This is a genomic window from Microbacterium sp. DMC48 (genome assembly GCF_056313825.1).
The window spans coordinates 194231-215753 of record NZ_JBQUZN010000003.1 but is presented as its reverse complement, the minus strand read 5'-3'; the positions used below and the strand labels follow the sequence as shown (position 1 = coordinate 215753).

The following is a 21523-nucleotide window of genomic DNA, read 5'->3' as shown; positions in this document are numbered from 1 at the left end:
CGATGTCGGAAGCAGCAATGACGCTCGTTCGAGAGGATCACCCCACCGTGTCGAACCCGCACACGCAGGCGGCCCCACGCCGCCGCACCACGTGGCTCGCCCTCGCGGCGGCAGCAGCCCTCATCGCTGGCCCGCTGGCGGGGCCGGCCGTCGCCGCCGCGGACCCTGGCACGGGATTGGTCGCGCACTACGAACTCGATGAGACGGGCGCCGCCACGGTGGCCGTGGACTCGTCGGGCAACCAGCGCGACGCCACGTACGTCGGAGGCCCCACGCTGACCGGAGGCGAAGGCGTCCGCCTCGACGGCGCCGACGACTACGTCAAGCTGCCCGACAACATCATGGCCGGGCTGAGCTCGATCACTGTCAGTGCCGAGGCTCTCGTGCGGCCCGAACAAGGGGGCTCCTACTTCATCTGGGGCTTCGGCAACACTGGAGGCGACGGCGTCGGCAACGGCTACCTGTTCACGACCGGCAACGACTACCGGGCATCGATCTCCGACCGCAACTGGATCGGCGAGCAGGGCGTCAACAGCGGCACGGCGCTGCCGCGCGGAGTGTGGAAAACCCTGACCTACACACTGGACTCGGCATCCAAGACGAGCCGTCTGTACCTCGACGGCGTCGAGGTGGCGAAGAACACCAACACGACGCTGACGCCCGCCGCCATCGGCAACGGCGTCACGACCGCCGACTACATCGGGCGATCGGTGTACAACGCCGACGCGCGGCTGGCGGGCAGTGTTCGCGACTTCCGCATCTACGACCGTGCCCTGAGCGCCGGCGATGTCGCGGCCCTCGTGCCCACGGCATCGGAACGGGTGACCCGCGACGCCGCCCAGCTCGACCTGGGCGCGCGGGACGCGGTGACGACGAACCTCACCCTTCCGACCTCCGCGCCGAACGGCTCGACCATCTCGTGGGCGACCTCCGACGCCGGTGTCATCTCCACCGCCGGCGTCGTGACACGCCCCACGGCAGGGCAGAACGACGCGACCGTCGTCCTGACGGCGACGCTGTCGCTGAACGGCGCGACGGAGCAGAAGAGCTTCGACGTCACCGTGAAGGCCATGCCGGATGACGCGAGAGCGGTCGACGCCGCCCTCGGCGCGGTCTCGATCCCGAGTGCAGATGACGTGCGCGGCAACATCACACTGCCGGCCTCCGCGGGCGATGTCGCTCTCAGCTGGGTATCCAGCGACCCGTCGGTGATCTCCACCGACGGTGTCGTCGTGCGCGGCGAGGCCGACACCACCGTCACCCTCACGGTGACGGCCACGCGCGGTTCCGTCAGCCGCACCCGCGACATCGTGCTCACCGTGCGCGCGGCCGCGCACATCGGCCCCTTCGCGGGCTACACGTTCTCGTACTTCACCGGAAACAGCGTGGCGGGGGAGAACATCTACTTCGCCGCGAGCAACGGCAACAATGCGCTGTCGTGGACCGACCTCAATGGGGGCCGTCCGGCGCTGACGTCGACCTACGGCGAGAAGGGCCTTCGTGACCCGTTCATCCTCCGCTCGCCCGAGGGTGACACGTTCTACCTGATCGCGACCGACCTCTCGATCGGGCGCAATGGCGACTGGGGGCGCGCGCAGCGCCAGGGCTCGAAGTACATCGAGGTGTGGGAATCGCACGACCTCGTGAACTGGAGCGCGCAGCGCCACGTCAAGATCGGTCCGGACAACGCCGGCAACACGTGGGCACCTGAGGCCTACTACGACGACCAGCTCGGCGCCTACGTGGTCTTCTGGGCGGCCTCGCTGTTCGGGGAGAACGACCCGAAGCACGAGGGCGGCTTCTACCAGACCATGATGTACGCGACGACGCGCGACTTCGTGACCTTCAGCGAGCCCAAGGTCTGGCAGGACCTCGGAGCGTCGCGCATCGACTCGACCGTGCTGAAGGTGGGCGACACCTACCAGCGCTTCACGAAGGATGAGGGCAGCGTCACCGGGTGCGCGGACATCATCCAGGAGTCGTCGAAGAGCCTCACCGCCGTCGATGACCGTTCCCAGCCCGGCTGGAGCGCCACGAACCGCAACTGGAAGCTCGTCGACAGCTGCATCGGCCGCGACGCCGGTGTGCGCGGCGCGGTCGAGGGTCCGACGATCTTCGCCGCCAATCCGGGTGACACCTCGCCGTACAAGTACTACCTCTTCGTCGACGAGTACGGCGGCCAGGGGTACATCCCGCTGGGTACCAACGACATCACCGCTCCGGACTGGAAAATTGCCGGGGGTGCCAACCTGCCGCCCAGCCCGCGCCACGGCACCGTCATGCCGGTGACGGCCAGCGAACTGGAGGCGCTGCGTGCGAACCTGCCCGCAGGCCCCGACCCGGTGACGGCGAACGAGAAGGGTGAAGTGCTGCGCTACGACTTCACCGACGGCTCGGGTGCCACGCTCCACGATCGCTCCGGCGCGGGTCGCGACGCGCAGATCATGGGGGATGCCGTGTGGTCCAACGGCAGCCTGACCTTCGACGGTGCCAACGACTACGTCCAGATGCCCGACAACGTGCTCGCCGGCGTCACCGACGTCACGGTGGATGCCGAGCTGCGCATCGATTCCGCCCAGGCGAACCCGTACTTCCTGTACGGCTTCGGCAACACCGCGGGCAACGAAGGCAACGGCTACCTGTTCGCGACCGGCGACGGCACCTACCGCGGCGCCATCGCTCGCGGCAACTACACGACGGAGCAGAACGCGCAGTCCGGCTCGGCCCTACCGCGCAATCGCTGGGTGCACCTCACCTACACCCTCAGTGGGGGCACGGCGCGTCTGTACCTGGACGGCGTGCAGGTCGCGGTGAACACCGACGTGACCGTCACGCCCGCCGACCTCGGCAACGGCTCCACGGTGGCGAACGTCATCGGCAAGTCGCTCTACGCCCCCGACAACCTCTTCCGCGGGCAGTACCGGGAGTTCGCGCTCTACAACCGCGCACTCTCGCCGCAGGAAGTGCTCGACCAGTCGGGTAACCAGGATGTGCTCGGCGCGGTGAGCCTCGCCGACGAGAGTGCGCTGAAGATGGCGCCGATCGTCGACGCGGACACGCGTACCGTGACCTTCCCGGTCGTTCGCGGCACCGACCTGTCGACGCTGCAGCCGGTGTACGCCACGGCATCCGGCGTCACGGCCTCGCCCGCATCGGGGGTCGCCCGTGATCTGCGCTCACCCTCGACCGTCGCGCTGAAGCGCGACGGCAAGGACGACGTGGTCTGGACGCTGAAGGCCGTCGAGGTGAAGAGCCCGGTTCTTCCCGGTCTCTACGCCGACCCGAACATCGCGGTGTTCGGCGACACCTACTACATCTACGCGACGAGCGACGGTGTGCCGGGCTGGGGTGGGAACACCTTCTACGTCTGGAGCTCCAAGAACCTCGTGGACTGGAAGCGCTCGGAGCAGCCGTTCCTCACGCTCGACGGGGCCGACGGGAACGTGCCGTGGGCCAGCGGCAACGCGTGGGCGCCGACGATCACCGAACGCGGTGGGAAGTACTACTTCTACTTCAGCGGTCACTCTCCGGAGCTCGACCGCAAGGTGATCGGTGTCGCGGTCGCCGACAGCCCGATCGGGCCGTTCGTCGCCCAGCCGCAGCCGATGATCCGCAACGACGAGTCGGTCGCCAGCGGCCAGGCGATCGACCCGGCCGCGTTCCAGGACCCGAAGACGGGGAAGTACTACCTGTTCTGGGGCAACGGCAGCCCGCTGTACGCCCAGCTGTCGGACGACATGACGAGCGTTGTCCCCGGCACGATCCGTCGCATCGACGGACTGTCGGACTTCCGCGAGGGCATCTTCATGAACTACCGCGACGGGCTCTACCACCTGACCTACTCGATCGATGACACGGGGTCACCGGACTACCGGGTGGGATACGCGACGTCGACGAGCATCGACGGGCCATGGCAGTACCGCGGTGTGATCCTGCAGAAGAACGCGTCGCTCGGCATCCTCGGCACGGGGCACAGCTCGATCATCAACGTGCCGGGCACCGACGACTGGTACATCGCCTACCATCGTTTCGCCATTCCCGGCGGCGACGGCACCCACCGCGAGACGACCATCGATCGTCTGACGATCGGTCCCGACGGCTCGTTCCAGCCGGTGACGCCGACGCTGTCGAGCGTCGCCCCGGAGGCCGTTCCGTCGGGTCCGACGCCGACGCCGACGCCGACCCCGAGCCCGACGGGAAGCCCGACGGCATCCCCGTCGCCGTCCGCGACGGTGTCGCCCAGCGCGTCTCCGTCTGCGTCCCCGTCGCCGCGTGTCGAGGTGTCGGCCTCGACGGTCGAGCGCGGTGGTTCGGTGCGGATCACGGTCTCGGGCCTGCATCCGGGGGAGCAGGTGACGGCCGAGTTGCACAGCGATCCGATCCGGATCGGCGGCATCCCCGTCGCCGATGCCTCGGGCCGCGTGGCGTTCGACGTGCAGGTGCCGTCGTCGCTGCCGGTGGGTGCGCACACGGTGTTCGTCTGGGACGGTGCCGGTGTGTTGATCGCGCAGGTGCCGCTGCAGGTGCTGCCCGCGGGACAGCTGGCCGTGACCGGTGCGCAGGCTCCGTGGGCGTTCGCCCTCCTCGCGGCGCTGCTGCTGATGGGAGGCGTCGGCCTGCGGGTCGTGCGTCCCGCTCGGGGCCGCACGTCGGCCTGACCCGACGAGATGCGGGTGGTGGTGCGATCTGCGCCGCCACCCGCATCTCCATGTGCAGGTCCGCGGACACCGCGACGGCGGGTGACCGACCGGCGCAGGACGGCAGGGATTCGCGAGCCACCGCCGCGGCGGCCTGAGGCCGGATCAGCTCTGCAGCAAGCGGCGCAGGTGCGCTCCGACGGCGGCCGTCTCGATGAGGAAGCCGTCGTGGCCGAAGTCGCTGGAGAGCACGACCGCGCCGTCGTCGATCGTCGAGCGGATGCCGCGCGCGATGCGGTGCTGTCCATCGATCGGGAACAGGCGGTCGCTATCGGTGCCGAGCACGAGCGTCGTCGCGGTGACACGCGCGAGGGCATCCTCGACCCCGCCTCGGTCGCGTCCCACGTCGTGGGAGTTCATGGCCTCGACCAGCGTGATGTAGGTGTTCGCGTCGAAGCGGCGCGTGAACTTGTTGCCGTGGAAGTCGAGATAGCTCTCCACGGCGAAGCGGCCCCCGTGACCGAGCGGGCTCTTTCCCGACTGCCACGAGCGCTGGAAGCGTTGGTTGAGTTCGGTGGGGCTCCGGTAGTTCAGCAGGGCCATGCGGCGGGCGAGCGCGAGGCCGCGGTGCGGTCCCTCGCCGTCGGGAGCGTCGTAGTACTCGCCGTCGGCGAAGCGCGGATCGATCTGGATGGCTTCCAGCTGCACGCCGTTGAGCGCGATCTGGTCGGCCGTCGTCGTCGGCGGAGAGGAGAGTACGGCGAGCCGCGCGACGCGCTCGGGCTGGCCCACACCCCACTCGAGCGCGTGCATGCCGCCCATCGAGCCGCCGACGACCGCGGCCCACACGTCGATGCCGAGCGCATCCGCAAGGCGCACCTGGGCGGCGACCTGGTCGCGGATGGTCAGGTACGGAAAGCGTCCCGCCCATTCGTACCCGTCGGGGGCGATCGATGACGGCCCCGTCGAGCCCTGGCATCCACCGAGCATGTTCGGGGCGACGACGAACCAGCGGTCGGTGTCGATGGGGGCGCCCGGGCCCACGATGTCGTCCCACCAGCCCGCGGTGGGATGACCGGGTCCCGCGGCGCCGCGTACGTGACTGTCGCCGGTGAGGGCATGAAGCACGAGCACCGCGTTGTCACGGGCGGGCGACAGCTCGCCCCAGGTCTCGTAGGCCAGGCGGATGCCGGGAAGCTCCCGACCGCCCTCGGTCGTGAAGGCGCCGAACGCGGCGAAGCGGCGGTCGCCGGCGGGATCGCCGTCGCGCCAGGCGCCCGTCGCCGGCGGGCGGCCGCGCAGCAGGCGCGCGTCGGCCTCCGTGATCGGTGCGCTCGGCACCGTGTCTTCGGAGGTCTGCCAGTCCATGCTCTCCCGCTACCTTTCGCCAGCTTCCAGGCTAGGTGGTCGTGTGCCCTCGGAGAGGACTGTTACGACTCGTCGGCGGCATGAGGCTCTTGCCGGCACGGATGAGCAAGCCGACTCAGAGCCCACGCGGACTGCGGGCCCGGCACCGCCCACAGCAGCCGCGCAGACGGCGTGGCGACGGAGTAGATCTGCGAGTCGGTGTGAACCTGGAGCCACTCGCCGACCGCGGGGCTTCTCGCGGCGTCGGACACGCTGAGGACACGGATCTCATGGCCGCGAAACTCAAGAAAGCCGGGACGGATACGGACGTTGCCGCGTCGCCAGGCTGTCGTCAGACCGTCGTGCGATCCCCACTCCACACGCAAGGCTGCGCGCATCTTGCCACGGCTCTGCTTGGCGCGAATGAAGGGTGCCTTGATGACGTGACCGATGACATCGCCGATGGCTCCTCCGAGGAGGGTGCCGAGCACGTCGTCAAGCAATCTGTCACTCCGCGTCCATGAACGATCGATCGATCCTACGGCCGGGTGGCGCACGCGCTCATCGTGCGCTCACGACCACCACCTCCGCAGAAACGCGCGAACTCCGCAGCGGGAAGCGTTTCCGGCTGCGGAGTTCGCGGCATCCTGCGGAGTTCGTGCACCCGTCGGGGACGGGTGTGCTGCTCCGCGGCGGGGCAGGGCTCAGGCGCGGGCGGCCTCGGAGACCTTGCGCGCGGCGGCGAGGGCCTGCTCGAGGTCGGCCTTGAGATCCTCGACGTTCTCCAGACCCACCGACAAGCGGACCAGGCCCGGGGTCACACCGGTCGTGAGCTGCTGCTCCGGCGTCAGCTGCGAGTGCGTCGTGGATGCCGGGTGGATGACGAGCGAGCGGACATCGCCGATGTTCGCGAGGTGGCTGAAGAGCTCGAGCGCATTCACGAACTCGCGACCGGCCTGGACGCCGCCCTTGAGCTCGAACGACAGCACCGCGCCCACGCCCTTCGGGGCGTAGCGGTTCGCGGCCGCGTACCAGGGCGAGGTCGGCAGGCCGGAGTAGTTGACCGAGGCGATGTCGTCGTGGTTCTCCAGCCACTCGGCGATCTCCTGCGCGTTCTGCACGTGACGCTCGATGCGCAGCGACAGGGTCTCGATGCCCTGGATGAGCAGCCAGGCGCTCTGCGGCGAGATGGCGGCGCCGAGGTCGCGCAGCAGCTGCACGCGTGCCTTGATGACGTACGCCAGGCCGTCGCCGACAGCCTGCGTGTAGATCGCGCCGTGGTAAGAGGGGTCGGGGGTGGTCAGGCCCGGGAAGCGGTCGGCGTGCTCGGACCACGGGAACGTGCCGCCGTCGACGATGGCGCCGCCGATGACGGTGCCGTGGCCGCCGAGGAACTTGGTGGCCGAGTGCACGACGATGTCGGCGCCGTGCTCGAACGGGCGGATGAGGTAGGGCGTTGCGATCGTGTTGTCGACGATGAGCGGCACACCGGCCTCGTGGGCGACGTCGGCGACGGTGCGGATGTCGAGCACGTTGATCTGCGGGTTGCCGATCGTCTCGGCGAAGAACAGCTTCGTGTTGGGGCGGACCGCGCGGCGCCACTCCTCCGGGTCGTCCTGGTTCTCGACGAACGTGACCTCGATGCCGAGCTTGCCCAGCGTGTACTTGAAGAGGTTGTAGGTGCCGCCGTAGATCGAGCTCGACGACACGAAGTGGTCGCCGGCCTCCGCGATGTTGAGGATCGCGAACGTCTCCGCCGCCTGGCCCGATGCGACGAGGAGGGCGCCGGTGCCCCCCTCGAGGGCCGCGATGCGCTGTTCGACGACGTCCTGCGTGGGGTTCTGGATGCGGGTGTAGATGTTGCCGAACTCCGCCAGCGCGAACAGGTTCGCGGCGTGGTCGGCGTTGTCGAACACGTAGGAGGTGGTCTGGTAGATCGGCGTGGCTCGCGCCTTGGTCACGGGGTCGGGCTGCGCGCCCGCGTGGATCTGCGTGGTCTCGAAGCGCCAGTTCTCGGATGCGGACATGTCGGGCTCCATCGGGTGAATCGGAAGTGGTGGGGAGCCGGGGTCGGATGCCGCGGCCACCACCGACAGTAGAGTTCGCGCCCGTTGTCAACAACGGTCGGGAAATGTGACGTAATGAACGCACTCGCCTCGGCATCCGATGCCGTGACGTAGCGTGGGGGCATGACTTCGCCGCAGGAGAGTTCTCAGGGCCATCGTCGTCGCGCCGTGGTGACGGGAGCGAGCTCCGGCATCGGTGCGGCGACCGTACGCGCCCTGCGGGCGTCGGGCTGGGACGTGGTGGGCGTGGCTCGCCGCGCGGAGCGGCTGGTCGCGCTGGATCGCGAAACCGGGTCGGCATCGTTCGCCGCCGACCTGTCGAACGAGGCCGACGTGGCGGCGCTGGCCGAGCACCTGGCGCGCACCGGGGCGGTGCACGCCCTCGTGCACGTCGCCGGCGGCGCGCGGGGCACCGACCGGGTCGAAGACGGCGACCCGGCGGACTGGCGCTGGATGTTCGAGGCGAACGTGCTGTCGGCGCAGCTGGTCACGGCGGCCCTGCTGCCGTTGCTGCGGGCAGGGATCGACGACGGCGGTCACGCCGACACGCTGTATGTCACCTCGACCGCGGCGCAGACGGCGTATCCCGGAGGAGCCGGCTACAACGCGGCGAAGGCGGGCGAGGCGATGCTCGTGCACGCCCTGCGTCTGGAGCTGAACGGCGAGCCGATCCGCGTGACCGAGGTCGCGCCGGGCATGGTCTACACCGAGGAGTTCACCCTCAACCGACTGGGTGGCGACCGCGCCACGGCCGAGAAGGTCTACGAGGGCGTCGAGCACCCGCTCACCGCGGACGATGTCGCGGATGTCATCGCGTACGCCCTTCATGCTCCCGGCCACGTCAACCTCGACCTGGTGACGATGCGCCCGGTCGCCCAGTCCGCGCAGCACCTGCTCGCGCGCGGTCGCCTCCGCCCGCGCGCCTGACCCCGCGGAAGAGGCCCGCGGCGTCAGGACGCGGGGGCGTCGGCGAACGCGACCTTCGGAACGAACACGAGCAGCAGGGCGGCGAGGAATCCGCCGCCGGCGCAGATCGCCCACACCGTCAGGTAGCCACCGAGGGAAGCCGCGGTCTGGCTGGCCACGGCGCCGGCGCCGGCCGCGAGCACCACGCCGAACACGGCTGAGGAGAACGACCCGCCGATCGTCTTGGTCGTGTTGGTCAGTGCCGTCGCGATGCCGGTCTGCCCGCGCGGGGCGGCGGCGGCCGCGGCGGCGGGAAGCGCACCGACCAGCGCGCCGCAGCCGAGCCCGGCGATCGAGAGGTTGAGCAGCACCTGCCACAGCTCCACGTGGAACGGCAGGAAGAGCAGATAGCCGATACCCACGAGCAGGGATGCCGCGATCAGTACGACCCGTGGGCTCGCCCGCCGCGAGGTCACGGCGAACAGCACGGCGCCCACGATGAGTGAGACGAGGTAGACCCCGATGATGTTCGAGCGCTCCGTGGCATCCAACCCGAGCCCGTAGCCGAGCGAGGGATCGGTGCCGGCGTACGTCGACAACGGTCCCTGCGCGCCGAGCAGGCTGATCCCGATGAGGAAGGCCGTCGCCTGCACCGGCCACATCTCGGGTCGGCGCAGCACCCGGATGTCCACCGCCGGGTCGTCCTGGCGCAGTTCGAAGCGCACGAACCACACGAACACCGCGACCCCGGCCAGCAGCAGGGCAACGACCCAGATCCAGGCGGCGGCGCCGAGCGCCAGCTCACCGATCATCCGCATCCAGGCCAGACCGCCCGTCACGAGCAGCAGTGCCCACGCGAGGAGCACGAAGCCCCTCGTGTCGAGGCGTCGTCCACCCTCCGGGGCGGATTCGGGAACACCGATCCAGATGACGAGTGCGACGAGCGTCACGGCGATCGCCGGCACGATGAGCGTCGCGGTGAGGTTCTGGCCGCTTGCGGCGAAGATCCGTCCGGCGGCGAGAGCGCCGACGATCGCGCCGACCTCCAGCCCGACGACCAGCAGACCCGCCGCGCGGCGGGTCGTCGACACTCCGCGCTGCTGCACCCGGCCGCGCTCGAAGATGAGGGCGATCTCCAACGGCAGCCAGACGACGTAGAAGCCCTGCAACGCCCAGGCGATCAGAAAGCTCCAGAACGAGGTCGCGAACGCCAGCCACCACGTCGCCCCGGCCGTGAGGACCGCGGCGATGAGCAGGATGCGCTTGTGGCCGTACATGTCGCCGAGTTTCGCGAGCACCGGGACGACGAGCGCCGACAGCAGCAGCTGCGCCGCCTCGAACCAGTTGACGTCCGAGTCGTGGATGCCGAGGGAGACGACGATGTCGCTGAACAGCGGCACGTAGTACCCCTGCAGGATACCGCTGACGATCTCGACCAGGATGAACCATCCGATGAGGCCGGCGGTGATGCCGAGGCCCCGGGGAAGGCGGGCCGAGCGGGTGCGGGGGCTCTTCGCCGTCGAGGAGCCTGCGGAGGAGGAGGTCACGGCGTTCACTCTAGCCACGCGTGTGTGTCGCGCACCGCAGTGGCGCCTAGGCTGATTGCCGTGACGAGCGAGCGCGAAGTACTGACATGGGACGGTTTCGGCGAGGCGACCCGGGCGCTGTCCCGATCGATCGTGGCGGACGGGTTCGTTCCCGACGTCGTGGTGGCGATCGCCCGCGGGGGTCTGCTGCCCGCCGGCGCGATCGCCTACGGCCTGGGGGTCAAGAGCTGCGGTGCCCTGAACGTGGAGTTCTACACCGGCATCGGCACCGTGCTGGAGGCTCCGGCGCTCCTGCCCCCCGACCTCGACCTCGGCTACCTTCCCGGCAAGCGCGTCCTGCTCGTCGACGACGTCGCCGACAGCGGTCGCACACTCGCCCTCGCGGTGAAGATGCTGCGCGACGCCGATGCCGACGTGCGATCGGTGTGCATCTACACGAAGCCCGGCAGTGTCGCCCAGCCCGACTTCTCCTGGCGCGAGACCGACCGTTGGATCGATTTCCCCTGGTCGGCAGCCGGTTCTGTGATCGAGGAGGATGCGGGCGCGGAGGCGAGCGCCTGATGGCGATGGCCCTCGACGAGCTGGCCGATGCCGGACTCATCGACGCCGATTGGGCGCACGCGCTCGCTTCGGTGGCGCCCGACATCGCGGCGCTCGGCGAACGCCTGCGCGCCGAGACCGCGGCAGGGCGGCCGTATCTCCCCGCGGGCGACAAGGTGCTCCGCGCCTTCGCGAGACCGCTCGCGGACGTCAAGGTCCTCATCGTCGGGCAGGACCCCTACCCGACCCCGGGCCACCCGATCGGGCTCTCGTTCGCCGTGGACGCGCACGTGAGGCCCCTGCCGCGAAGCCTCGCCAACATCTACCAGGAGCTGGAAACCGACCTCGGCATCGCACGGGCACCGCACGGCGACCTCTCCGCATGGAGCGACCAGGGCGTCATGCTGCTCAACCGCGTGCTGACGGTGGCCCCCGGCGCCCCCGCGTCCCACCGCGGGTGGGGATGGGAGAAGGTCACCGAACACGCCATTCGCACCCTCGTCGCCCGCGACCGACCGCTCGTCGCGGTGCTCTGGGGGCGGGATGCCGCGAACCTGCGGCCCCTTCTCGCGGGGACCCCGACCGTGGAGTCCGCCCACCCTTCGCCGCTGTCGGCCAGTCGGGGCTTCTTCGGCTCGCGTCCCTTCTCGCGTGTCAATGAGCTGCTCGTCCAGCAGGGTGCGACGCCGGTCGACTGGCGTTTAGGCTGAGCCACATGCTGGAGGAGGAGTACGACAAGAGTCGGCGGCGGCTGCCCGTGCACCTGCGCCGCAGCGAGCAGGAGCGCCCCTTCTCCTACGAGATCCGGCCCGTGCGGGACGGCGATATTCCGGACATCCGCGAGATCTACAACTACTACGTCACCAACTCGGTGGTGACCTTCGACGAGAAGAAGTGGTCGCTCGCCCAGTGGCGCGAGAAGCTCGAGCATCTCTCCAAGCTCGGCATGCCGTTCCTCGTGGCGCAGTCGCCCAGCGGGCAGATCCTCGGCTATGCACTCGTGCAGCCGATGTCGGCCAAGTCGGCGTACCGCTACAGCGTGGAGAACTCGATCTACCTCGGCCAGGCGGCGACGGGAAAGGGCCTCGGCCGCGCGCTCCTGGAGGCGCTGATCGCAGCCAGTGAGGCGGCCGGCATCCATCAGATGGTCGCGGTGATCAGCGACAAGGGGGCCGAGTCCTCCATCGCCCTGCACGAGAAGCTCGGCTTCGTCGAGGTCGGACGCATGGGACGCGTCGGCTTCAAGTTCGGCCGCTGGCTCGGCACGATCTACCTGCAGAAGCAGCTGTCGCCGGTGAAGAAGAAGCGTTCGCTGTTCTCGCGCTCGGAGCGCTCAGAGGGGTGAGGGCGCGGCGTCGCGGACCGCGTCGATCAAGGTGCGCCAGGCGCCCTCGGCGCCCGCCTCGCTGACGATCGCACGGTGGGAACGACCGTCGACGTGAGCTTCGATGGTCCAGGTGAATCGGTCGGCGCCCTGCGCGGTGGGGGCAGCGGCCGAGCTCGGGAGATGCTCGCCGCTGTCCTCGGCGTCCCAGGGGCAACGTTCCACGAGCTGCTTCCAGCGCGCACTCTCGTAGGGAGGTACCGAGAGGTGCCAGCGGCGCGTGAATCCCGCGACGCCGCCGGAGCGGACCATGCTCACGGTCAGGGCGTGCGCATCGGCGTCATTCGCGGTCTCCGGCAGATCGCGCGGATCGGGATGGTTCGTCACGGGCGGTCACACCGACGGCGTTCCACGCGGTGCGGACGGCGTCGGCTTCCTCCGATCTCTCACCGTACTCCCGCTGCGCGACCGCCGCGGTCGCCGCCGCGAACGCCGAGAAATCCGCCGTCGGCGGCACGTCGCCCTGCGTCACCGTGAGGTACCAGATGCGGCCCGCTCGTTCCCACGCGTGACCGCCGAGCGCGGTGGCGACGAGGTGGAAGGCCTTGTTCGGGATGCCGGAGTTGATGTGCACGCCGCCGTTGTCCTCGCTCGTGCGGACGTAGTCGCGCATGTGGGCGGGCTGAGGGTCTTTGCCGAGAACATCGTCGTCGTAGGCCGTGCCGGGTGCCTTCATCGAGCGCAGCGCCACGCCCTGAACGGCGTCGGTGAAGATGCCGGCCCCGATCAGCCACGACGCCTCCGCGGCTCTCTCGCCGGCGCGATGCTGCTCTGTCAGCGCGCCGAAGACGTCGGCGACGGACTCGTTGAGCGCTCCCGACTGTCCCTGGTACTCGAGACCGCCGCCGTGCTCGATCACGCCGTGGCCGAGCTCGTGCCCGATGACGCTGATCGAAGAGGTGAAGCCCCGGAACACCTCGCCGTCGCCGTCGCCGAAGACCATCCGCTCGCCGTTCCAGAACGCGTTGTCATAGCGGTCGCCGTAGTGCACGCTCGCCGCGAGGGTTCCGCCGGCGCCGTCGATCGAGCGGCGTGCGAACGCGTCCCAGAACAGCTCGAAGCTCGCGCCCAGCCCCTCGAAGGCCTCGTTCACGGCGACGTCGGCGACGGCCGGGTCGTCTTCGCCGCGCACGCGCACGCCGGGAAGCGTTTCGCGGTGCTGCGCGTCGGAGATGACGCGGTCGGGCGCCGGCTCTCCCTGCAGGATGAGGGCGTCGCCGTCGACCGACAGATCGAGCCGTGCCCGACCGCGCGCGGGCGCTGGGTGGGAAGGCCGTGCGATCGCCAGGGTCGCGCGGGCGGCCTCTGCGGCGTTCGCGAGGTGCGGCGCGTCGGTGGCGGCCAGGCGAGACAGCAGGTACGGCGGAACGATGGCGAACATGGCGTCACCCTACGCCCGGCATCCGACGTGCGCGCCTGTCCGATGCCTCGCCCACGCAACGATCAGTCCCGCGGTGGGTCGATCACCGGGATGGAGGCGAGCAGCCGACGCGTGTAGGCGACCTGCGGCGCGAGCAGGACCTTCTCCGTCGGGCCCTCCTCGACGATGCGGCCGTCCTTCATGACGATCACCTCGTCGCAGAGGTTCTGCACCACGCCGATGTCGTGCGACACCATCACGAGGGTGAGCTGTTCGCGCTGGCGCAGCTCGCGCAGCAGCTCGAGGATCTGCGCGCGTACGGTGACATCGAGCGCCGAGAGCGGCTCGTCGCCGACGAGGATGCGCGGCCGGTGCACGATCGCGCGCGCCAGGGCGATGCGCTGGCGCTGCCCGCCCGAGAACTCGTGCGGGTAGCGGTCGGCCATCGCCGCCTCGAGGCCGACCGCCTCGAGCACCTCGCGCACGCGCGCACGACGATCGCCCGGGATCTCCAGCGCCCAGAGCGGCTCGCCGATGATCCTTCCGACGCTCATCCGGGGATCGAGCGAGGCATAGGGGTCCTGGAACACGACGCCGGTCTCGCGTCGCAGCCAGTGCAGCGAGCGCGCAGAGGCCCTCGCATCCACCGTGCGTCCGGCCACCGTCACCGTGCCGGTCGTGGGCGTGTCCAGCCCCAGCAGCACACGCACGAGCGTGGACTTGCCCGAGCCCGACTCGCCGATGATGCCGACGGCGGAGCCCTCGAAGACGTCGATGTCGGCGTCCTCGAGCGCCGTGGTCCATCGTGCCCGCTCGAACAGTCCGGTTCCGCGTTGGCGGAAGCGACGGCTGACGGCCCGCGCGCTCAGCAGGGCGTCCGCACTCATGCCGCACCCCCCGGTCGCCACAGTGTCGCGGTGGCATCGCGCAGCAACCCCTGGGTCACCGGTGATGCCGGCGCGGTCAGCAGACGTGAGAGCGGACCGTGCTCGACCACGCGCCCGTGTTCGAGTACGACGGCGTGCGTGGCGATCTGGGAGAGCACCGCCAGGTCGTGCGTGATGAACACCAGCGACATGCCGTCCCTCGCGACGAGGCCGGCGAGCAGCTCGAGCACCTCGGCCTGGATCGTGACGTCGAGCGCCGTCGTCGGCTCGTCCGCGATCAGCAGGCGAGGACGGCAGGCGAGGGCCATGGCGATGGCCACCCTCTGGCGCTGACCGCCGGAGAGCTGGTGCGGGTAGCGGCGGACGATCTGGGCGGGTTCGGGAAGCCGAACCCGCTCGGCCTCTGCGATGGCGCGGGCCGCGGCATCCCTGCGTCCGAGGCCCTCGTGGATGCGCACGGACTCGGCGATCTGGCGGCCGACGGTGCGGATCGGATTGAGGGCGGTGCGCGGCTCCTGGAAGACGATGCCGATCTCATCGCCGCGCAGTCGGGCGAGCTCGCGGTCGGGCAGACCGATCAGCTCGCGTTCGTTCCATCGGATGCTGCCCGTGGCCGTGGCGGCATCCGGCAGCAGGCCGAGGATCGCGAGGGCGGTGAGTGACTTGCCCGACCCCGACTCTCCGATCAGGCCCACGCGCGCGCCGTCGGGGACGTCGAAGGAGATGTCGTCCACGACGCGGCGACCGTCGATCTCGATCGACAGATTGCGCACCACCAGGCTCACGAGATCACCGCCGTCGTGTGGGTCTGCGCCGCCGTGCGCCGACGCGTGAGGGTGGGGTCGGTCGCCTCGCGCAGTGCGTCCCCGAGGAGGTTGAGCCCCAGCACCGTGATCGTGATCGCCAGTCCCGGCCAGACGACGCTCAACGGGTGCACCGAGATGTACTGCTGCAGGTCTTTCAGCAGTAGCCCCCAGCTGGGTTCGGTGAGGGGGGCGCCGAACCCGAGGTAGCTGAGCCCGGCTTCGGCGAGGACGGCGACGGCCATGCCCCACGACAGCTGCACGATGAAGACCGGCGCGACGTTGGGCAACAGGTGCCGGTACAGGTTCTGGAAGGGAGTGAGACCGGCGGCTCGACCGGCGAGGACGAAGTCGCTGTGCAGCACGCGGCGGAGTTCCGGGCGCGTGACGCGCGCGATGTTGACGCCGAAGCCGATGCCGACCGAGACGATCACCACCCACAGCGAACCACCCCACACCGACGAGATCATCATGGCGATCAGAAGAACGGGGAACGCGATGAGGATGTCGACGAGCACGGCGACGCTCTCGCGCAGCCACCGCGCGGTGAGTGCGCCGAGGGCCGCGAGGGCGACACCGATCACCGTCGCCACGAGACCGGCGCCGAGCGCCACCCAGACCGTCGTGCGAGCGCCGGCCATCAGCAGACTCAGGATGTCGCGGCCCGCGCCGTCCGTGCCGAGCAGATGCGGCCACCCCGGCAGAGCCCACCGGCCGTCGACGTCGACCGCCTGCGGATCGAACGGCAACCAGAACCGTGCGACGAGTGCGACGACGCCGATCGTCAGCACGACGAGGAGACCGAAGCGTCCCGTCGACAGCGCCCACAGTCGACGCAGCCAGGCGAACCTGCTCATTCCGCCTCCCGCTGCCGAGGGTCGATCAGCCGGTGGACGAGGTCGACGGCGAAGCCGACGACGAGCACGAACCCGGTGAGCGCGAGCAGTTCGCCCTGAACCTTGAGCAGGTCACGCTTGCCGACGTCCTCCACGAGCATGCGTCCGATGCCGGGCAGGCTGAACAGCTGCTCGATGACGACGGCGCCGACGATGATGCCGGCCACCTGCAGCCCCAGAACCGTGATGATCGACAGACCCACCGTGGGAAGTCCGTGCCGGATGAGGGCCTGCGTGCGGGTGAGGCCTTTCGCCGCCGCGGTGCGGACGAAGTCCTCTCCCGTCGCCTGGAGGGTCGCCGAACGGACGAACCGCATGAGCATCGCACCCTCGACGACGCCGATCGTGATCGCCGGCAGCAGCAGCGCCCGCACGGCGGATGCCGGGTCGCTCCACCCCGCGCGGGGAAAGCCCTGGGCGGGCAGCCACCCGAGCCAGACGGCGAACACCAGCACCAGCATCATGCCGGCCCACACCACGGGGACCGCGGCCACGGCCTGGGCGCCGACGGAGAGGGCGGTGCCGTCGGGACGGCCGCGGCGAACGGCGGAGAGCACTCCGAACGGCAGTGCGATCAGCAGGGCGACGGTCATCGCCATCAGTCCGAGCGGAACCGTCACCTGAGCCTTCTCGGCGAGCTGGGCCGCCACGGGGGCGCCGGTCAGCAACGACTGGCCGAGGTCTCCGCGGAAGACACCGCCGATCCACGACAGGTACTGCGCCGCAAGGGGCTCTCCGAGCCCGAGGCGCTCACGGATTGCGGCGACCTGCGCCGGGCTCGCGTCGATCCCGGCAATGAGCTGAGCGACATCGCCGGGAAGGACCCGGAGCGTCAGGAAGATGAGCGCACTGGCGACGAACAGGCCCAGCGCGAGCAGGGCCAGTCGACGCGCTAGATATCTAGACAACGACCAACCATAGACGGCGCACAGCCGCCCTCAACTGAGACTCGAGCTAGGGCTGGCAGGTCTTGCTGCTGTAGTAGGCGCCCGTCGATGGAGAGACTGTCTTCACGGAGTACTTGTACTTGGATCCTGCCCACCCCGTAAAAGTGTAGTAAACGGTAACTGAAGGAAAAGCAGGATCGACGACGACTTGGTCTGCTGGAACGCATTGGAACGAGTTTGACGCGGCATTCGCGGGAGCCGCGACGCCGACCAAAGCGGCAGCCAAGAGCGCGGTCGCAAGCGATACTCCTGCAGTCTTCCGGGACAGTTTCATAGCTTCTCCAATAGCGCCTGATGGCAAGCGTGCTTATCGCGCTGCCTCCTCAAGCGCACTGAGGTTCATGCGCTCGTTGACATTCACAATAGGGAAGCCAGCTACGCCATGTCGAGTGGCCACAACCGACGCTCCGTTATAGAGCCAATCGGCGGCCTGATCTTCGGCGACGATCTTCGCAGCCTGCTTTAGCAGGCCCGCCGACGTCTGGTCGTCCGTCGCGCTGCGCGACTGCTGATAGAGCTTCTGCACCTCGGGGTTGTTGTAGGTGAAGTAGTAGTCCGGATTCGCCCAGTTCTCGAAGTCGCGCGCCTCGGTGTGCAACACGAAGCTGAGCTCATAGTTCTTGTTGGTGTAAACGTCGTTGACCCACGTCGGAAACTCAACCTGCTTGACTTTGAGAGTGATTCCGACGTCGTTGAGGTTCGATACGAGGATCTGAGAAACTGTCGTTCCGTACCAGGACGGGATGGTGAGCGTCAGCGTCAGGTCCTGTACACCGGCCTCCGAAAGAAGCTTCTTCGCAGCGGTCGGGTCGAACGGAGCGGTGGAGGACAGATCCTCGTAGCCGGGGTCCAACTCAGGGATCGGGCCGTACAAGGTCTGCCCGGCTCCGAGCGCCTTGACGATCGCGTCGTGGTCGATGGCCTCGCGGATCGCCTGGCGCACCCGCTTGTCGGACAGAGGGGCCTTCGTCGAGTTCATCGCCAGCGTGCCCTTGTCGGTCGACTTTCCGACCTCGACAGTGAACTCGCCGCTTGCCTTGATCTGATCGCTGAGGTTTGCGTCGAAGCCAGTGACGACGTCGAGTTCTCCTGCTAGGGCGCCGTTGAGCGCTGCCTGGTTGTCGGGGATGTAGCTGAACACCACCTCTTTGACCTTCGCCTTGTCGCCCCAGTACCCGTCGTTGCGGTCGAAGGTGATCGAGTCGCCCTGCTTCCAGTTCGTCAGCTTGTACGGCCCGGTGCCGTTCGCCTTCGTCTTGCGATCGGTGGGGTCGTCCTTCTTAAGCACGAGACCGGCGCGCCCGGTGAGGTTCCACAGCAGCCCCGAATCGGGCTGGCTGAGGGTCAGCACGACGTCCTTGCCGTTCGCGGCGATGCTCTGCACGCGAGAGAGCGTGTCGGAGTCGCGGTACGAAGCGTTGGCCTTCACCTGCTGCAGAGACCACACGACGTCGTCGACCGTCAGGGGCGACCCATCGTGGAAAGTCACGCCGTCACGCAGGGTGAACGTATAGGTGAGCTTGTCGGACGAGACGGTGTGGCTGGATGCGAGCGTGTCGACGATCTGCTGGTCGGGCGTGCGCGAAACGAGACCCTGGTAGACGTTGTCGATGAGGATCTGGTCGAGAGCCGAGCCCGCCGTGGTCCTGATGTCGAGGTTGCCGGGTTCCGCGACAAGACGTACGTTCACGACCGCGTCGGGGTCGGGCGTGACCGCGGTCGGGGACGCATCGGGCGTGGAGCCGCCGGAGCAGGCGGTCAGCAGCAGGGCGCCGGCGGCGAGGAGCGCGGCGGCGGCGACGGTGGTGCGGCGAAGCATGTGAGAGGTGTCCTTTCGGCAGCGCGGGCGTGCGCGTGTGCTGTGCGCAGCGGCCCGCGGACTCGGGTGCGCGTTACAGCCTAGGCTTTGCGGCGGTCGGTGCGGTCATCGGTCTTCGCTGGGGTGACACCGAGCGTCATGCGACCGGTCGACTCAGCCGCGCGCGACCTGTGCGATGAGGCGGGCCAGTTCCACCGGCTGCTCCTCCTGCACGTTGTGGCCCGAGTCGACCTCGACGACGGATGCCGTCGGGAGGCGGTGCTGGAAGTCGTCGGCATCCGTTGGCGTCACGAACCCGCGACGTCCGCGCACGAGCGTGATCGGAGCGGTGGTGGCGGCGAGATGATCCCATCCCTCGGTGGTGAGGGCGCCGCGGATCGCGTGCCGTTGTGCCTGCGCGCTCGCCGCGGCATCCGCGTCGCCGGCCATCGCGTTGGCGAGGTGCGCGAAGTGGTGCTTCCACTCGACGCGGCCGTCCCCGCGCACGCGCGAGTTGAGGGTGACACCGCGCGTCGCAGCCCCACGGGATCCGCCGAGGCCGAACGAGAGCGCCCGTTCGACGAGCTCGTCGCGGCTGGCCCAGTCGGTGGGGCCGGCGAAGAAAGCGGCGATCTGTGCGGCATCGCCGTCCGGGTCGATGCCGGGGGTGATGTCGACGACGATCAGCTCGCGCACCAGCTCCGGGTGCGCAGCGGCAAGCGCGGCTGCTGTCAGGCCCCCGAGCGATTGGCCGACGAGCACCTGCGGCGTGTCCCGGGTCCACGCGGCGACAGCGGGCGCGATGTCGGCCGCGAGGGCGCCTCCGGTGTACGCGGCATCCGCCCGCCATGACGAGTCGCCGTGACCCGGGAGGTCCACGGCAAGGGCGGGGACGCCGAGGGCGAGCACCGTCGTATCCCAGGTGTGGGCATTGAGGCCCGCGCCGTGCAGCAGCGTCACCTGCGGGGCCGTGAAGGCGGCGGTGACCGGATCCCCGTACTGCAGAGCGCTGACGGCGCGGCCGTCGTCGAGGAGGTGCGTGAGACGGCGCACGGGCGGGACGGCGTCGATGCCGAGCTCGGCCGCCTGGTCGGCGAGGAAGGAGAACTCATCCATCCGGCCATTGTGCCTCGATCCGCGCTCGCAGCGGTCGTCGCCTACCCGTCCTAGGCTGATCGCATGAGCACCGAGCGTCGCGTCCACCTGTCCCGGTCGGCCCGTCCCGCGTATGACGCCCTCGAGGCGTTCTCCCAGACGGTCGGCACGATCGCCGCCGAGGCGGGCATCGATGCGCGGTTGCGTGAGCTGGTGCTCATCCACGCCTCGCAGCTCAACGGCTGCGCCTACTGCGTGCGCGTGCACGTCGACCGTGCCGCTGCCGCGGGGCTCGGGGTCGACGAGATCGCTCAGCTGGCCACCTGGCGGGAGTCGGGCGTCTTCTCGGCCCGCGAGCGCGCGGCACTCGAACTGGCGGAGTGCTACGTGTTCATCCACGAGGGCGGCGTACCCGACGAGGTCTACGATCGCGTCGGCGGCATCCTCTCCGAGCAGGAGTACGTCGCGATCAGCTGGCTGCTGGTGTCGATCAACGCCTTCAACCGCATCACGATCGCCGGCAAGTACCCCGTCCCCCCGCGCGCGGTCCAGAGCGGCGTGGGAGACGATCCGGCGTGAGCATCGTCTCCGGCGCCCTGAACTTCCGCGACGTCGGCGGCCTCCCGGCGAGCGGCAGCGTGACGCGAGCCGGAGTGCTGTTCCGTTCCGGCAATCTCGCCGGGCTGGACGATGCCGGACGCGACGCGCTCGTCGGTCTCGGCATCCGTCGCGTGGTCGACCTCCGCGCCGACGATGAGGTCGCCGTCGAACCCAGCCGCGTCCGCGGTCTGGACCTCGAGACGATCCGGATCCCCCTCTTCCTCGGCTCCGTCGCTTCCTTCTTCGTCGAGGATCGCTCACTCGCCGACGTCTACCGCGGCCTCGTCGACGAGTCGGCCGATCGCATGGTCGCCGTCGCCCGCGCCGTGATCGCGGGTGCGCCGGCGCTCGTGCACTGCACCGTCGGAAAGGACCGTACGGGCGTCGCCGTTGCGCTGCTGCTGGACGCCGTCGGCGTCGAGCATGACGCGATCGTGGCCGATTACGCGCGCACCGAAGCCATGCTTCCTGCCCGGCGCAACGCTCGCGTGCTGGCCTATCTGCGCAGCGTGCACCCGGACGCCCGCCATCTCGAAGACCTCGCCACGCGCTCGCCGGCACCGGTGATGCACGAGCTGCTCGAGGACGTACGCGAGCGCTTCGGGTCGGGTGCCGGCTATCTCGTCGCGCACGGTCTGCGCGTCGACGAGGTGGACGCGCTCGCGGAGATCCTCATCGAACACTGAGGTAAGGCTCGCCTTAACGAGCGT

General features: G+C 69.4%; 19 protein-coding genes. 7 read left to right on the top strand and 12 right to left on the bottom strand.

Translation table 11 applies throughout. The features are described 5' to 3' along the window. The first annotated feature begins 2 nt into the window (after positions 1-2). Complete coding sequence (locus tag ACT53O_RS01060) at positions 3-4658, top strand: family 43 glycosylhydrolase (RefSeq protein WP_476151008.1); 4656 nt, start codon at positions 3-5, stop codon at positions 4656-4658. A 144-nt stretch (positions 4659-4802) separates the two neighbouring features. On the opposite strand, the gene metX is transcribed toward ACT53O_RS01060, so the two are convergent. The 3 genes from metX to ACT53O_RS01045 form a co-directional block, all read right to left on the bottom strand. Next, on the bottom strand, positions 4803-6005 hold the full coding sequence (gene metX / locus ACT53O_RS01055; RefSeq protein ID WP_378794501.1) for a homoserine O-acetyltransferase MetX: 1203 nt from the start codon (positions 6003-6005) through the stop codon (positions 4803-4805). A 62-nt stretch (positions 6006-6067) separates the two neighbouring features. After that, a complete protein-coding gene (locus ACT53O_RS01050; protein WP_121190644.1) occupies positions 6068-6475 on the bottom strand; it encodes a hypothetical protein in 408 nt (135 codons plus the stop codon). Positions 6476-6688: 213 nt separating this feature from the next. Continuing rightward, a complete protein-coding gene (locus tag ACT53O_RS01045; RefSeq protein ID WP_135948414.1) occupies positions 6689-8011 on the bottom strand; it encodes a bifunctional o-acetylhomoserine/o-acetylserine sulfhydrylase in 1323 nt (440 codons plus the stop codon). Between the two features lie 162 nt (positions 8012-8173). Between ACT53O_RS01045 and ACT53O_RS01040 the strand changes: the two genes are divergently transcribed. Further along, on the top strand, positions 8174-8977 hold the full coding sequence (locus ACT53O_RS01040; protein WP_294978584.1) for an SDR family oxidoreductase: 804 nt from the start codon (positions 8174-8176) through the stop codon (positions 8975-8977). 23 nt (positions 8978-9000) lie between these two features. On the opposite strand, the gene ACT53O_RS01035 is transcribed toward ACT53O_RS01040, so the two are convergent. Next, on the bottom strand, positions 9001-10503 hold the full coding sequence (locus tag ACT53O_RS01035; RefSeq protein ID WP_294978587.1) for an MFS transporter: 1503 nt from the start codon (positions 10501-10503) through the stop codon (positions 9001-9003). 60 nt (positions 10504-10563) lie between these two features. On the opposite strand from ACT53O_RS01035, the gene ACT53O_RS01030 reads away from it, so the two are divergent. From ACT53O_RS01030 to ACT53O_RS01020, 3 genes are read left to right on the top strand one after another with little or no spacing between them, the layout of a single operon-like run. Next, positions 10564-11064, top strand: a complete 501-nt coding sequence (locus tag ACT53O_RS01030) for a phosphoribosyltransferase (protein WP_016463342.1) — start codon at positions 10564-10566, stop codon at positions 11062-11064. Next, positions 11064-11753, top strand: coding sequence for a uracil-DNA glycosylase (locus ACT53O_RS01025; protein WP_476151003.1), 690 nt, complete (start codon positions 11064-11066; stop codon positions 11751-11753). The genes ACT53O_RS01030 and ACT53O_RS01025 overlap by 1 nt, the downstream gene beginning before the upstream one ends. Before the next feature lie 5 nt (positions 11754-11758). Beyond that, positions 11759-12388 carry a GNAT family N-acetyltransferase gene (locus ACT53O_RS01020; protein ID WP_036320838.1) on the top strand — a complete coding sequence of 210 codons (630 nt, stop codon included), beginning with the start codon at positions 11759-11761 and terminating at the stop codon, positions 12386-12388. Here ACT53O_RS01020 and ACT53O_RS01015 read toward each other — a convergent pair. The 8 genes from ACT53O_RS01015 to ACT53O_RS00980 form a co-directional block, all read right to left on the bottom strand. Further along, the gene (locus ACT53O_RS01015) at positions 12377-12679 is read right to left on the bottom strand and encodes a protealysin inhibitor emfourin (protein WP_476151526.1); all 303 of its coding nucleotides are present in this window, start codon (positions 12677-12679) and stop codon (positions 12377-12379) included. The two genes, ACT53O_RS01020 and ACT53O_RS01015, sit on opposite strands and share 12 nt — an antisense overlap. 28 nt (positions 12680-12707) lie before the next feature. Beyond that, a complete protein-coding gene (locus ACT53O_RS01010; RefSeq protein ID WP_476151001.1) occupies positions 12708-13808 on the bottom strand; it encodes a M4 family metallopeptidase in 1101 nt (366 codons plus the stop codon). A gap of 62 nt (positions 13809-13870) precedes the next feature. After that, positions 13871-14674, bottom strand: coding sequence for an ABC transporter ATP-binding protein (locus ACT53O_RS01005; RefSeq protein ID WP_294978600.1), 804 nt, complete (start codon positions 14672-14674; stop codon positions 13871-13873). Further along, positions 14671-15459 carry an ATP-binding cassette domain-containing protein gene (locus ACT53O_RS01000; RefSeq protein ID WP_112932646.1) on the bottom strand — a complete coding sequence of 263 codons (789 nt, stop codon included), beginning with the start codon at positions 15457-15459 and terminating at the stop codon, positions 14671-14673. The genes ACT53O_RS01005 and ACT53O_RS01000 overlap by 4 nt, the downstream gene beginning before the upstream one ends. Further along, complete coding sequence (locus tag ACT53O_RS00995) at positions 15456-16334, bottom strand: ABC transporter permease (RefSeq protein WP_295774965.1); 879 nt, start codon at positions 16332-16334, stop codon at positions 15456-15458. The genes ACT53O_RS01000 and ACT53O_RS00995 overlap by 4 nt, the downstream gene beginning before the upstream one ends. Next, positions 16331-17281 carry an ABC transporter permease gene (locus ACT53O_RS00990; RefSeq protein WP_476150998.1) on the bottom strand — a complete coding sequence of 317 codons (951 nt, stop codon included), beginning with the start codon at positions 17279-17281 and terminating at the stop codon, positions 16331-16333. The genes ACT53O_RS00995 and ACT53O_RS00990 overlap by 4 nt, the downstream gene beginning before the upstream one ends. Before the next feature lie 346 nt (positions 17282-17627). Then, complete coding sequence (locus tag ACT53O_RS00985; protein ID WP_476150996.1) at positions 17628-19139, bottom strand: ABC transporter substrate-binding protein; 1512 nt, start codon at positions 19137-19139, stop codon at positions 17628-17630. A gap of 153 nt (positions 19140-19292) precedes the next feature. Further along, entirely contained in the window at positions 19293-20234 is a 942-nt protein-coding gene (locus ACT53O_RS00980) for an alpha/beta fold hydrolase (protein ID WP_476150994.1), read from the bottom strand. A gap of 63 nt (positions 20235-20297) precedes the next feature. On the opposite strand from ACT53O_RS00980, the gene ACT53O_RS00975 reads away from it, so the two are divergent. Both ACT53O_RS00975 and ACT53O_RS00970 read left to right on the top strand, forming a co-directional pair. Further along, complete coding sequence (locus tag ACT53O_RS00975; protein WP_378794518.1) at positions 20298-20792, top strand: carboxymuconolactone decarboxylase family protein; 495 nt, start codon at positions 20298-20300, stop codon at positions 20790-20792. After that, positions 20789-21499, top strand: coding sequence for a tyrosine-protein phosphatase (locus tag ACT53O_RS00970; protein WP_347418483.1), 711 nt, complete (start codon positions 20789-20791; stop codon positions 21497-21499). Before ACT53O_RS00975 ends, ACT53O_RS00970 begins: the two co-directional genes overlap by 4 nt. The last annotated feature ends 24 nt before the right edge of the window (positions 21500-21523 follow it).

Coding starts and splice junctions, on each gene's coding strand:
- ACT53O_RS01060 (WP_476151008.1), top strand. CDS start 3: ATGTCGGAAGCAGCAATGACGCTCGTTCGAGAGGATCACCCCACCGTG.
- metX (WP_378794501.1), bottom strand. CDS start 6,005: ATGGACTGGCAGACCTCCGAAGACACGGTGCCGAGCGCACCGATCACG.
- ACT53O_RS01045 (WP_135948414.1), bottom strand. CDS start 8,011: ATGTCCGCATCCGAGAACTGGCGCTTCGAGACCACGCAGATCCACGCG.
- ACT53O_RS01040 (WP_294978584.1), top strand. CDS start 8,174: ATGACTTCGCCGCAGGAGAGTTCTCAGGGCCATCGTCGTCGCGCCGTG.
- ACT53O_RS01025 (WP_476151003.1), top strand. CDS start 11,064: ATGGCGATGGCCCTCGACGAGCTGGCCGATGCCGGACTCATCGACGCC.
- ACT53O_RS01020 (WP_036320838.1), top strand. CDS start 11,759: ATGCTGGAGGAGGAGTACGACAAGAGTCGGCGGCGGCTGCCCGTGCAC.
- ACT53O_RS01015 (WP_476151526.1), bottom strand. CDS start 12,679: ATGGTCCGCTCCGGCGGCGTCGCGGGATTCACGCGCCGCTGGCACCTC.
- ACT53O_RS01010 (WP_476151001.1), bottom strand. CDS start 13,808: ATGTTCGCCATCGTTCCGCCGTACCTGCTGTCTCGCCTGGCCGCCACC.
- ACT53O_RS01005 (WP_294978600.1), bottom strand. CDS start 14,674: ATGAGTGCGGACGCCCTGCTGAGCGCGCGGGCCGTCAGCCGTCGCTTC.
- ACT53O_RS00995 (WP_295774965.1), bottom strand. CDS start 16,334: ATGAGCAGGTTCGCCTGGCTGCGTCGACTGTGGGCGCTGTCGACGGGA.
- ACT53O_RS00985 (WP_476150996.1), bottom strand. CDS start 19,139: ATGCTTCGCCGCACCACCGTCGCCGCCGCCGCGCTCCTCGCCGCCGGC.
- ACT53O_RS00980 (WP_476150994.1), bottom strand. CDS start 20,234: ATGGATGAGTTCTCCTTCCTCGCCGACCAGGCGGCCGAGCTCGGCATC.
- ACT53O_RS00975 (WP_378794518.1), top strand. CDS start 20,298: ATGAGCACCGAGCGTCGCGTCCACCTGTCCCGGTCGGCCCGTCCCGCG.